Source organism: Pelosinus sp. sgz500959 (assembly GCF_042610375.1).
In the GTDB taxonomy this organism is placed as follows: Bacteria; Bacillota; Negativicutes; order DSM-13327; family DSM-13327; genus CTSoil-075.
Genome location: NZ_JBGJZL010000002.1, coordinates 420,219 through 432,954 on the forward strand (window position 1 = coordinate 420,219; position 12,736 = coordinate 432,954).

Annotated in this window: 10 protein-coding genes; all 10 read right to left on the reverse strand. The window is 40.1% G+C overall.

From position 1 onward, the window contains the following. Window positions 1–31: 31 nt before the first annotated feature. Complete coding sequence (locus tag ACAN52_RS04625) at window positions 32–784, reverse strand: hypothetical protein (RefSeq protein WP_378952952.1); 753 nt, start codon at window positions 782–784, stop codon at window positions 32–34. A gap of 229 nt (window positions 785–1,013) precedes the next feature. Continuing rightward, window positions 1,014–1,991, reverse strand: coding sequence for a 2-hydroxyacid dehydrogenase (locus ACAN52_RS04630; protein ID WP_378952954.1), 978 nt, complete (start codon window positions 1,989–1,991; stop codon window positions 1,014–1,016). A gap of 67 nt (window positions 1,992–2,058) precedes the next feature. Continuing rightward, complete coding sequence (locus ACAN52_RS04635; protein ID WP_378952957.1) at window positions 2,059–3,438, reverse strand: MFS transporter; 1,380 nt, start codon at window positions 3,436–3,438, stop codon at window positions 2,059–2,061. 127 nt (window positions 3,439–3,565) lie between these two features. Further along, window positions 3,566–4,507 carry a transketolase family protein gene (locus ACAN52_RS04640; protein ID WP_378952960.1) on the reverse strand — a complete coding sequence of 314 codons (942 nt, stop codon included), beginning with the start codon at window positions 4,505–4,507 and terminating at the stop codon, window positions 3,566–3,568. After that, entirely contained in the window at window positions 4,504–5,340 is an 837-nt protein-coding gene (locus ACAN52_RS04645; RefSeq protein ID WP_378952963.1) for a transketolase, read from the reverse strand. The genes ACAN52_RS04640 and ACAN52_RS04645 overlap by 4 nt, the downstream gene beginning before the upstream one ends. Before the next feature lie 56 nt (window positions 5,341–5,396). Further along, window positions 5,397–6,419 carry a hypothetical protein gene (locus ACAN52_RS04650; protein ID WP_378952966.1) on the reverse strand — a complete coding sequence of 341 codons (1,023 nt, stop codon included), beginning with the start codon at window positions 6,417–6,419 and terminating at the stop codon, window positions 5,397–5,399. 309 nt (window positions 6,420–6,728) lie between these two features. Next, a complete protein-coding gene (locus ACAN52_RS04655) occupies window positions 6,729–8,597 on the reverse strand; it encodes a sigma 54-interacting transcriptional regulator (protein WP_378952969.1) in 1,869 nt (622 codons plus the stop codon). A 287-nt stretch (window positions 8,598–8,884) separates the two neighbouring features. Further along, window positions 8,885–10,177 (reverse strand): sensor histidine kinase, encoded by a 1,293-nt coding sequence (locus ACAN52_RS04660; protein ID WP_378952972.1) that lies wholly within the window; start codon window positions 10,175–10,177, stop codon window positions 8,885–8,887. Further along, window positions 10,167–10,850 (reverse strand): response regulator transcription factor, encoded by a 684-nt coding sequence (locus tag ACAN52_RS04665; protein ID WP_378952975.1) that lies wholly within the window; start codon window positions 10,848–10,850, stop codon window positions 10,167–10,169. Before ACAN52_RS04665 ends, ACAN52_RS04660 begins: the two co-directional genes overlap by 11 nt. Window positions 10,851–11,040: 190 nt before the next feature. Continuing rightward, on the reverse strand, window positions 11,041–12,597 hold the full coding sequence (locus ACAN52_RS04670) for an ArnT family glycosyltransferase (protein ID WP_378952978.1): 1,557 nt from the start codon (window positions 12,595–12,597) through the stop codon (window positions 11,041–11,043). Between the last annotated feature and the right edge of the window lie 139 nt (window positions 12,598–12,736).

Here is a 12,736-nt window from a genome sequence, read left to right on the forward strand (position 1 = left end):
TATCTATATGTATTCTACCACAGCTTCTGTCTCAGTAACTACGGCTCAAATAGATGATGCTCTTACGATGATTACTATAGACGGCTTCTAATGTTTCAGCAGCAGGCAGCTCAATTACGATATATACTTTACTCTTCTTGGAAAGAAGGTCTAAATAGATTTCTAAAGATAAATCATTACCACAAATAATGGGTTGATTTTCACCATTGATGGAACTCTTTAAATGTGTATAAGAAATTCTTTCAATATTTTCTTTAAAGAACTCTTTAACATCATTTGGATCATTCTTAGACCGCGACACAGAAAAGAAATTGGCGGTGTCCAATTGCCAATCGACGTTACCATTGACGCCTTGTACTCCGAATAATTCGGTTGTGCCAAAGGTTTCCACGCCATCTCCACGCAGCCCCTCCCGAGCATTTTCAACAGAAAGCCTTAAGCCGGCTTTTTTTGCTGAATTTGCTCCTTGATTTATATTTTGTACTAACATCGCAAATTCCTCAGTCGTCCAATATAACTTTTTTTCGTTATTTACAAATTCAGTTCCATTGCATCCAGACCGAATCATCTTTGGCCCATCAAAGACAAGAGTATTAGCAATACCTCGGACAAGAACTTCTAAGTAACGTGGAGATATTGCACCCACATTTAATGCGTAAACGACCTCCACATGTTTTTGACGAGCGTAAACCGCTAGTTCCTTACATTCCTCCAATGTCAGGTTAGCTTCAGGATCTCTAATTTCAATAAAAGCAAATCCCTGATACCTAGCAAAATCAATCATTATTTTTACATTAGGTGAGGTTAGTGGGAGGATTTTTATAAAGTTCGCGGTGGTAAAACCAATCTTTATATTGGGATACTGACTTAGCCTAATCCTTTTATCTAGAATCTGCTTACTTATAATGATTCATCCCCTTTGAGTTACATTTTTTTATTATTTCTGCGATTGCTTTTATGAATCAGTTGTAGAAGTACTAATTTACAAGGGTTATTAACTCAAATTTTGCCTGTTAGCAACTCTCTTTAACCTTAGGATTTAGACAGTTAGGCGGCATTTTTCCGTCAAGAACGGCAAAAATATTTCGCGCGCAACCTTCTCCCTGTTGGATTCTAGCATCCATCGTCGATGTGCCAATGTGCGGGGTTAGGACAACATTAGAGAGTTCAATCAATTCCGGTTCAAGGTCTGGTTCGTGTTCAAATACATCAAGTCCGGCTCCCGCAATGGTTTTGTTTTGCAGCGCTTCTACCAAAGCTTTTTCGTCAACTAAGGGACCACGAGCGGCATTGACCAGTATTGCGGTCTTTTTCATCAGCTTTAATTCGTTAGCACCAATAAAGTGGTGCGTTGCAGGAAGCAACGGAACATGGAGGGAAATGAAATCGGCTTCTTTTAATAGGGTTTCCTTATCGACAAATGCCCCACCAGTGGCTTCTTCAAATACTGGATTCGCCTGTACATCAGTATAAATAATCTTCATGTCGAATCCTTTGGCGCGTTTCCCGACAGCCGTGCCGACACGGCCACCTCCGACTATACCGAATGTCTTTCCACTAACCTGTGTACCTAGCATATTTGTCGGACCCCAGTCTTTTTTCCCAGAACGTACATAGCGGTCAGACTCGATGGTCCGTCTTGCTGCGTTTAAGAGCAGTGTCCATGTTAGATCGGCTGTTGCCGCTGTAACCGCATCCGGGTTATTACTCACATACATTCCATACTTTGTCGCTGCATCTACATCGATATTATTGTAACCAACACCATAGCTAGCTAATATTTTGCAATGAGACTGGATGGCTTGGCAAATCTCTTCGTCGATCTCAGTATGAGATACAAGTACAGCATCCTTACCTGCTAGTTTTGCTAGCAGTTCTTCCTTCGGTAAAACTTCATATCCAGGATTCATTTCTACATCACAACGTTCTTTGAGCATCACAAGTGTCTCAACAGGCAGAAGGCGAGTTACATACACACTAGGTTTAGACATTTGATTACCTCCCTATATAATCTTTATTTTTCTTTATTCTTAATATCTTGCAGTGTCCACTTCTTTTCTAAACGGCCGTATTGGTGGGCGCTGCATCATCCATAGGTTCATCAATGGTGGTGACAAGTGTGAAGCATATGATCGAACTGATAGCCAGATAAATGAATACGGCATTCCAGCTATAAGCATCCAAGATGATGCCAACAATCAGCGGAGCGCAAGCGCCACCCAACTGTCCGCCAGTATTGACGATAGCGAAAGCAAGGGGGTATGCTTCTTTGGTTGTCAGACCCATAGGATAAACCGTATAACCGGAAAATCCGAAACCGATCAGCAAGCCAGACAACATGAGCATTAACCCTAAATATAGGGCATTATTGGGAGCGTAGATGAGGGCTACCATCATAATAATTGTGCACAAAGCGGCAAGGAGCATCGTTGGTTTACGCCGTTTATCTAGTACACGGTCTGAAAACCAGCCGCCAAGGGTATTTCCGATGACAGATCCGATAAAGGGAGCCGAGGCCAAAAAACCCATTTTTATGGATGTGAAGCCCTTAACATTCATCAGATAAGAGGGAATCCACATCATAAAGGTATTACTGATGCCGATCATACAACCGTAAGCGAGAGCGTTTCCAATGACATTCCAGGAGCGAAACACCTGACCGATAGTTTGCAATGGGGCGACTTTTTTAGTACGATTCAATTTGTCCAACCAGCCGAAATCATGATGGGACCTAAGGGTTGATGACTGACTACTTACTGCGGGTGCTTGTGTATTTTGAATATATGAAACTTCAGCCGGTGAACAGAATTTACTGTCTGACGGTGAATTTTTCACCAGGAACATCCAGGCGACAGCAAGGAAGATTCCAGGAATGGCAAACACATAGAAGATTTCACGCCAGCCATACATTTCAGCAATAAGAACACAAACAGGTGGTGCTATGACCGCACCTAGCTTAGAGGCCGTATTCCAAAGTCCCATAGCTGTTCCTTTTTCCTTGGCAGGAAACCAACGGTTCATAATGTTTGTACAGCCAATGCCTAGTGGACCTTCGGCAACACCCAACCCTACGCGATATAATTTCAGTAAGAAAGTGGAAGAAGTCGTACCCATAAGACCGGTAAAAACAGAAACAAGGAGCAAAAATACAGGAAATATCTTTTCTTGAGTCTTAGTGCTTATTCTTTTATAGAATAAGCCTGCTGGAATCTGGACTACCGCATAAGAGAAAGCAAACAAACTGACAATGGCCCCGGCTTCCGTATTACTGAATCCAAACTCCTTCTTCATAAATGGCAAAGCCACTCCCAGATTGGCCCGGTCGGCGCAAGCAATAGCCCACACACCAAAAATCAGTCCCATAACTACCCAACGGTAATTTGTTTTTTTCCCTACGGATTTTTGCATTTTTTCAAGAACTTTTTCAGGTTGAGACATAATAAATCCTCCCTCTATCGTCCTATACCGCTTAGTCTACTATATAATAAGTTTAGCCTTCGTTTTTTTGGATAATTATTTGCCCACATTTTTAAACGCTGCGCATGTTAGCGCCTATGAAACAGCGTTAGTTAGACGATTTTTTAGCAAGAACGCGATGTACAGCTTTAACAATAGACGGAGTATCAAGCCCGAATTTTGCCAATAGCTGCCCATAATCACCCGATTCACCAAATACATCTTTAACACCTACAAATTCTATAGGTACAGGTTTATTCACTGCTAATACTTCTGCTACTGCAGAACCAAGGCCACCCATGATGGTTCCTTCTTCCGCAGTTACTACAACACCCGTTTTGGTAGCCGACTGAATAACAAGTTCACTATCAATCGGTTTCACCGTATGCATATCGATAACTTCAGCGTCAATGCCCTCAGTCAGCAGGAGTTCTCTAGCCTCCATCGCCCGATGAACCATATAACCATTAGCAATAATGGTTACGGTTTTGCCCTCAGCCAAAACATTGCCTTTACCAATCACAAAGGGGCAATTGTCAGTGCTGTATACAGGAGGAACTTCGGCTCTGCTTAATCGTAAATATACAGGCCCCAAATAGCCAGCAACTGCTGCTACGGATACCCGAGCTGCATATTCATCAGCTGGTACAATTATCTTTAAATTAGGCAGCGAGCGCATGATTGATACATCTTCAATAGCTTGATGACTACCGCCATCATAGGAGTCGGAAAAACCGCCATAAGCACCGATAATCTTAACATTCAGTTTGTTATAGGCGATCAGGCTCCGAATGGGATCGGTAGCTCTTAGTGCCATCAAAAAGGCAAAGGTGTTAATAAAAGGAATTTTGTCTGCCAAAGCAAAACCTGCCGCCATCGCTGCCATGTTACCTTCAGCAATTCCTACATTGAAGAATCGATCAGGAAAGGCTTTCCCAAATAATGCGGAGCGGGTAGAACCGGATACATCTGCATCTAAGGCTACGACCTTGCTATTCATTTTCCCCAATTCTACGAGGGCTTCGCCGTAAGCTTCTCTCATTGCTTTCATGATATGTGACCTCCCAGTTCTGCTATGGCTGTTTCATATTCTTGCTTGCCAATGGCTTTACCATGCCAAGAATTTTTGCCTTCCATGAAGGAAACGCCTTTCCCTTTTATCGTTTTTGCAATAATCACTGTTGGTTTACCTTTTTCTTGTTTGGCTGCCGTAAAGGCTGCATCTAAAGCCATTAAGTCATGACCGTCGCACTCAACCACGTGCCAATCAAAGGCTTCAAATTTCTTACGCAAATCGCCTAGAGGCATTATATCATCGACTGTACCGTCTAATTGAACACCATTATAGTCAACAATAGCGATGAGGTTATTCAGTTTATATTTGGCTCCGGCCATGAGAGCTTCCCAGTTTTGTCCTTCCTGAAGTTCTCCATCTCCGACGAGGACGTAGGTATTATAGTCCTTATTATCCATTCGAGCAGATAATGCTAAGCCGATACCTGCAGAAAGTCCAAGGCCCAAAGAACCGGTAGATAAGTCGATTCCTGGAATTCGTTTCATATCAGGATGCCCTTGCAGCATACAACCTAGCTGGCGTAAATTGCCTAGTTCTTCTTCCGAGAAATAGCCTTTGCAGGCCAATGTAGTATATACTACTGGCGCACAGTGCCCCTTCGATGCGATGAATCGATCTCTGTCTGGACAACCTGGCGAAGCACAATCTACGCGCATATGATTAAAATAAAGGGTGGTCATGATTTCTACCGCTGATAAAGATCCACCTGGATGACCTGTTTGTACCTTATATAAAGTATCGATAATATTGATGCGCATTTTTTGGGTAATCTGAATCAACTCGTTGATTTTTTCTGTAGTTAATGCCATGTAATAGTCTCCTCCTCTGACATCTATTTCTCTATAAGATCTTATAACGTTGCTGCTTACTCAAAAATTTCGTAAAGCGTTATTTCTTCAATATCCCGATTGGCGGCTAAGATTAAATCAGATTTTCCTGTATTAAGCACTGCTATATTGGTAGGACCTCCAGTATTATCTATGGTAAAATGCTTAATTCGACCCGATCCTTCTTCCGTTTGAAAACAATTTAATTCCCTGTGTCCATCTCGTCCACCAATGATAAAGGATGGCTTATTCAATATTTTCCCACCCCATACAACATGACCAAATTCGTATTCATATTCATAAATCGGTGAGAGTTTACCATCCTTATTCTTATATATAATTCCTCGATTACCATGAAAAGGCTCTATCGTTGCTAGTTCCATACAACCGTCATTATCGATATCACAGATCGCCATATCACTTATCTCATGGTGCAATAGTTGCTCTATTTCCCAAGAATCACTGGCTTTTTTAGGCAGATACAGAGCGAACACGCCCTCTACACCAGAAATAAGATAAGCATCTTTATGATTCCATTTCCCTTTACAAAACCCATGATTTTTTGTTATGCCTTCGAGTATTGGTCGTAATGCAAAAGGCTCACTAATCTCTTCACCGATTTCACCAACATATACTTTCCCCGGCTTGGACCAGTCTTCCTTAAATTCTTTATCGTCGCATAGGGTTGAACCAATGAAACAAAGCTTATTATTTAAAAGGAACAAGTCAAACCTGTGTAAATATGGGATTGTCATAATGGGATTAACGACCCAATTAAAGTTACTATCGCATTTTGCATGAACGATCTTTGATTCTTTTGCCTGAAAGCCAGCGTAGAAATCCCGAGTTGCAATGAATTCATTTTCTCTGCCGGGTATAGGCACAATGTTCATTGTACCACCTCGTTCATCCCAAACAGAAGTACCTTTCCAGTCTGATTCATTAAATGCCATGCAAGCTTTATCGCCTGCCGCTAAGAAGGTTGGCGTCCCATTAATTTTCATAATTGCAGGTGCGTACACCGTATCCAATTGACCAAGGATTCTTTTATTTATTTTCATTCTCACCACTTCCTTTATTATTTTCCGCCAACAACTCTTCTTACCTCCAATCATTTTCAAAATTCCGTCTATTGAAATATAAATGCAATTATCGTGCCATAGCCTGGCCGAATTTTTCTTAAATGGATCATCATCAAAATTTCTTGATTATTTTTTCTAATCGGGGCCCTTTACAAGGCGATACTCCCCTTGATTCTCATTTTTTATAAGTTAAATTTTAGATTATATATTTTTTTTAAAAAGAAAGAATTTTGAGAAATAAAAAAAACACTATGTTGAAAAAAGCAACATAGTGTTCATCTGTTTGTTTCATTTTGTAAGTTCCCATAATTGTATCTTGCGCCACAGTGTGGTTCTGTTAATACCAAGACGGCGGGCTGTTCTGGTATAGTTATACTTTTCCTCTAATAACACTTGTTCAATCTGCTTTCTTTCTAAAACCCGCAGTTGGTCGCCAGTGGCCTCCTGATGTGGCGGTTTTTCAGCAATAAGCAATTCACGGCGCAGGTCAGCTTCTTCAATCATTGATCCTGTAGCCAATAAGGCTACACGCTCAATTACATTTTCCAATTCCCGTATATTCCCCGGCCAACGATAAGTTTGCAACAATTTTATGGCCTCTACAGTAATTCCTATATTTTTGGTACGTGATATATGTAATCTTCCCAGTAGACTGGTTATCAAAGCTGGAATATCATCTATCCGGTCACGCAGCGGTGGAAGATGAAGTCGGAGTACATTTAAACGATAATATAAATCATCACGAAATTTCTTTATTTCAATAAGTTTCTCCAAATCTTGATTCGATGCCGAGATAATACGGACATCGATAGGAATGACATTATCTGCTCCTAGCCGCATGACTTCTCGCTCCTGCAATACTCTGAGCAATCTGGCTTGTAAAAATAGAGGCATTTCACTAATTTCATCCAGAAAAATTGTCCCGCCATGAGCTAGCTCAAATAAACCCTGTTTGCCGCCTTTCTTCGCACCAGTAAACGCACCTTCCACATAACCAAACAATTCACTCTCTAGCAGATTTTCTGGTAAAGCCGCGCAGTTAACTGCGACAAATGGACCATTTTTCCGGTTGGATAAATTATGAATACTCTGCGTAACTCGCTCTTTGCCAGTTCCAGATTCACCAGTAAGCAATACTGTCGCGTCAGTCAGCGCATATTGACGTACTCGCTCTTTTACGGCTTGCATGGCAACGGAAGAACCAATTAGATTCTCAAAATGATATTTAGCTAACAGGCCTTTTTTATTGATTTTCTGTCGAATCGCCTGTTCAAATTGTTGCAACTGGGTTACATCCTGAATATTGGCGACAGCTCCTACCACTTCATCTCCCAACTTTATAGGAATTCGCTTTATCGCAAGAAGTTTATCCCCAATCTTTTTAATGCCTTCACGTTCATAAGAATTGCCACGCAGGCAATTTCTCAATTGATCATCTGGCCTAATATCGCCGATATATTTGCCGATGACAGAAGTTTCTTGAAGTTGAAACGCCTGTCCGGCAACAGGATTGCATACCGTGACAAGACCGTTTTTGTTAACCGCAATGATCCCCTCTGCCGATGAATTCACAATGATTCGAAATAATTCATTACGGACCCGTTCTACTTCTTGGGCTTTGGCAATTACGACAGCTTCCTCGATAGCCTTTTTGATTGTTTCCGGTCCAGAATTGAAGGATTCGACCATGAAATCCCAACATTTGGCCGCTTTAACTCCGTCTCCATCACCGACGACTCCCATCACGCCTGCTTGCGCAATTTGCTGCAATATATGCTGTAAATTTTTGATACTAGACCATGGACGCATGAAAATCTGCGTCGACCCAATTTGGAGATCTTGAACCGTAGCATCAATCATATTGCTATTGGTTACAATGGCAATTGTGTCTACTCCTTTTGTAATCAAACGGTGAATTGGTGGCAAAAAATCATAAATTGTTGTGGTGATACTTACCACAGGTTTGCCCGTTTCTTTATGTATCTCCGTAGCTCTGCCACCACGACTGATGAAAATGTTAACATCCGGATAGGCTTGGACTAATTCTTTAACTGGAGTTGTGGTATCAATACGGATGTTAAGCCCCATTTCTTTCAAGACTTGAGCGGCGACTTCCGCCATGCTTTGAGTAATAGCCACAAAGAGAATGGCTTCCATGACATTTCCTCCTTTACGATCGATTTGATCATATCAAACATTTTAATTCTTGTGATATATCAGATCGATCAGTTTGTATTAACTGTTTATTAACCTTAACTACCGTTTTGTCCTTCACCAGTAAGAAAAATAATACTCATAATATAAGAAAAGGCTTGGCTTGTGCCAAGTCTTAGTCATTCTTACTTGGAATCAAGAAACCGTTATACTTTCTGATTACGAAATAAAGCTGCAGACAATCTTGATGTCTACAGCTTTATTTCGTAATCAGTTGTATGCTTGATGCACTAGATCGGTAAATTTACTATAAAAGAACTGCCATATCCTGGCGTACTTTCTACGCTAATACTTCCTTCGTGAGCATCAACTATCCATTTGGCAATCGATAAGCCAATTCCTGTGCCACCTTCTTCTCTGGATCTTACTTTGTCTACCCTATAAAAACGATCAAAAATGAGGTTTTGGTGTGCAGCCGGAATGCCTACGCCCTTATCTTGTACAATAATGCGAACACTTGGCTTTGGACCCTCTATCATTCTTATTACAATATCGATCCTGCCTCCAGGAGGAGTGTACTTTATAGCATTATCAAGCAAGATTAACAGTAATTGGTTTATTCTCTCTTTATCAGCAAAAACGACGATATTATTTTCACAGTCTAATCCTAATTCTAGAGTCTTTTCATCAGCCACTGGTTGAAAGGAACGAATAATCTGTTGCGTAACAGTATATAAATCAAATTTTTCTTTAATAATATTAGTTGCTCCTGCATCAGCTCGTGCAAGGGTCAATAAATCTGAAACCATTTTAGTAATTCTTCTAACTTCGCTTTTCATATCATCTAATACTTGGGTGGAAAAGGAAGAAAGATGATTATCATCATCCGATTGGACAACTTCAACAGAAGTCAAGAGTATACTAAGAGGAGTACGTAATTCATGAGATGCATTAGCAACAAACTCACGTTGTCTTGAAAAAGAATTATTGATTGGAACGATCACGCGTCCAGCCAATAAATGCCCTACGAAAACAGCAGCTATAAGAAACAATATGGAGATCACAATTAATACAATCAGTAAATTTTTTAGTATCTCATAATATGATGTTATATCTTCACCGACATAAACTCTGCCGAGGAGTTCCTGTCCATCATAGATTGGCATACTACACATGATTAGAATGACCCGTTCTCCATCAGCAATATGGAATTTCTTAATATTCCCTTCACCATCCGTATCTTGCCAGCTGCTGATCATATCTCGAACTTTAGAGCGCATTTTAACGACAGGCTCTTCGGTGTCAACTAATTTTCCATCGTTATCAAACACATAAAAGAAAATTTTACCACCTATATTATTTGCATTGTCATCATCTTTTAACATTATCCTAGATTCTTTTCGCTTAAGCATCATGACGTGCTCTTTTACCTCTTCTTGAGTAAAAGCCTGTATATCTTGTTGTTCCTCGCGATGGAGCACCCAAAGTATTCCAGCGTAGCTTACGGCAATAAATGCTAAAAGGAAGATCGTCATAACTACAGCGTATAGAATTGTTAAGCGGTTACGGATTTTAGAAAACATGGTGAGTTTCCAATTTAAAACCGATACCCCTAATGTTTTGCAACTCTACATCATCATCAGAAAGGTTGATTTTTTTTCGAAGTAACCGAACATAGGCATCAAGATTATTAGATGAGACATTGCCATCTAAGCCCCATATCCTATCTAAGAGGACCTCTCTTGGTACTACATGTCCTCTATTTTGCACTAATAAATCAAGTAATTGAAACTCTCGAACGGTAAGCTGTATTTCGTCATTGCCACGTTGTACACTACGAGTCGTACGATTTATTATCAGACTGCCGATTTGTAATATTTCTTCCTTTAATTTTACGTTACTACGTCGCGACAGAGCGCGGATTCTTGCAATTAGTTCCGCAAACTCAAAGGGTTTTACAAGATAGTCATCAGCGCCTGTATTCAAACCTAGAACTCGGTCACTGACAGCATCTTTGGCTGTTAAGATTAGTATAGCTCCTTGATAGTTTTGTCTACGCAAATAATGACAAACTTCTATCCCTGTTTCACCAGGCATCATCCAATCCAAAATGATTACATCATAAGGAGAATGAATCGCATAGTCGATCGCTGTATCGCCACGTAAAACCCAATCAACTTGAACCATCTCTTTCTCTAACATATGCTTAATCAATCTTCCAAGCTTGGCATCGTCTTCCGCAAGTAATACTCGCATATGAGCTTCTCCTTTTGCTATATAAAAGCACTAGCGTCTCAATCCTTGAAATAATAACTAAATCTTTCATTCTTTCAATGCTTATTTTAATATATCCAAGATAGAAATAAATCAATAAAGTATTATTAAACAGATTTGCTAAACCATACATTTCCATATATTTTAGGTGATATCTATCTTACTGTCAATATTATTTATTATCCTCGTGGACAAAAAGGACTTTATCTTCAACATCCGCTAACAACCGTACCTTTTTCTGGAGTTGAGATGGCAGATTTTGATAACTTTTCTTTTTAATGATGAAGTATGATTTATCGGTTTTGTTCAGTAACGTTGTCTCGAGATCCTGTTGGTCAAATTCGATACCTGGCATACCGCTATAAAATATAAAACCAGGTCGATAAAATTTTGCAACATAAACTGGTGCTTGTCCATCATAGTGTTGTTCGAATTCATTAACAATGCCCTTTACCGTGAAGGCCGGTACCAGAACAGGAAATAGTTGAGTAATTAAAAATGTGGTGAAAAACATCATGCCGATAACATTGGCTATGAAGACACCACCAAAGTTACGGCGATAACTCAGCCACCAGACTAAGGCAACAAGCAGTAAAAAAAATACGGCTGTTATTTTGATTAGCGGAACTAATTGAGACATTACCAACCCGCCTGCGTAAAATAACGCTACTTCGAGCAAAATGACTACGATTGCTAGAAGTAAGCCAGACCATTTCAAAATACTACTACGTTTCTCCGTCCAAGCTTTATCAAAGTACCAAGCGATTAGCAATGCCAACGGAGGATACATTGGCAGAATATAAGAAACTAGCTTTGTTTGCGATAGGCTAAAGAATAGAAATACCACTGAAGCCCAAATCATTAAAAATATAACCTGGTTGCGTTCTTTCCCCTTCTCTTTCCACCCCGCAATAAACGCTTGGGTAAAGAAGGCAGTCCATGGAAAAAAACCCATAATCAATACAGGAATATAATAATACCACTGACTTCCTGTTGCATGTTCAGGCTGTAAAAATCGTGTAAAATTATGAAATCCCAGAAAGGTGTTGATGAAATCCATACCGTGGTAATAATACATAATCAGATACCAAGGTGCTGCAATCACAGTGAACAATGCTCCACCGCTCAATAATTTCATACGCTTTAGCAGTGCTAGATTGCTTGTTAATAATAAATAAAGTCCCACAATGACTCCACAAAAAAATACGCCAATTGGCCCTTTGGTTACAACAGCCAATGCAGCGCACCCATAAAACATATAGTTGTTCTTAAGAAGAAAAGCAAGCAGTGCCCCTGTAATGAAAAATGTCAAGGTGCTATCCGTAACGGCTGCCCTACTCAGATAGAAATATTCCAGACTGGTCGAGAGAATCAGCGCAGCGAGCAACCCAACACGATCATTAAAAATTTTACGACCCGCTAGATAGAGAAGGATTGACCCTAATACCGCCAATAAAGCCGCGGGAAACCTAGCGGCGAACTCCCCAGCACCAAATAGTTTAAATGCCCCAGCTACTAGCCAATAATACATTGGTGGTTTATCATACCAAAAATCACCATAGATACGTGGAGATATAAAATCTTGATTTTGTAACATCTCCAGAGCTGTTTCGGCATATACCGGCTCATCGGGGTCAAATAAAGGTAAATTACCCAGATTAGAAAAAGTAATTAACCAGGAAACACATAGAATGATTGTGATATTGATCCATAATTTTCGATCTATCATATTAGTTGCTACTCCTTCTAGTTGTCTAAATACCATGCTATACTCGATGTTTATCTTTTTTTGCTAATACCTTATCATTACTTTTTAGTTCATCACACACCGAGTATAATGGTCATTCTTTCATTTCGTACCTAAGTAT

Coding starts and splice junctions, on each gene's coding strand:
- ACAN52_RS04625 (WP_378952952.1), bottom strand. CDS start 784: ATGATTGATTTTGCTAGGTATCAGGGATTTGCTTTTATTGAAATTAGA.
- ACAN52_RS04630 (WP_378952954.1), bottom strand. CDS start 1,991: ATGTCTAAACCTAGTGTGTATGTAACTCGCCTTCTGCCTGTTGAGACA.
- ACAN52_RS04635 (WP_378952957.1), bottom strand. CDS start 3,438: ATGTCTCAACCTGAAAAAGTTCTTGAAAAAATGCAAAAATCCGTAGGG.
- ACAN52_RS04640 (WP_378952960.1), bottom strand. CDS start 4,507: ATGAAAGCAATGAGAGAAGCTTACGGCGAAGCCCTCGTAGAATTGGGG.
- ACAN52_RS04645 (WP_378952963.1), bottom strand. CDS start 5,340: ATGGCATTAACTACAGAAAAAATCAACGAGTTGATTCAGATTACCCAA.
- ACAN52_RS04650 (WP_378952966.1), bottom strand. CDS start 6,419: ATGAAAATAAATAAAAGAATCCTTGGTCAATTGGATACGGTGTACGCA.
- ACAN52_RS04655 (WP_378952969.1), bottom strand. CDS start 8,597: ATGGAAGCCATTCTCTTTGTGGCTATTACTCAAAGCATGGCGGAAGTC.
- ACAN52_RS04660 (WP_378952972.1), bottom strand. CDS start 10,177: ATGTTTTCTAAAATCCGTAACCGCTTAACAATTCTATACGCTGTAGTT.
- ACAN52_RS04665 (WP_378952975.1), bottom strand. CDS start 10,850: ATGCGAGTATTACTTGCGGAAGACGATGCCAAGCTTGGAAGATTGATT.
- ACAN52_RS04670 (WP_378952978.1), bottom strand. CDS start 12,597: ATGATAGATCGAAAATTATGGATCAATATCACAATCATTCTATGTGTT.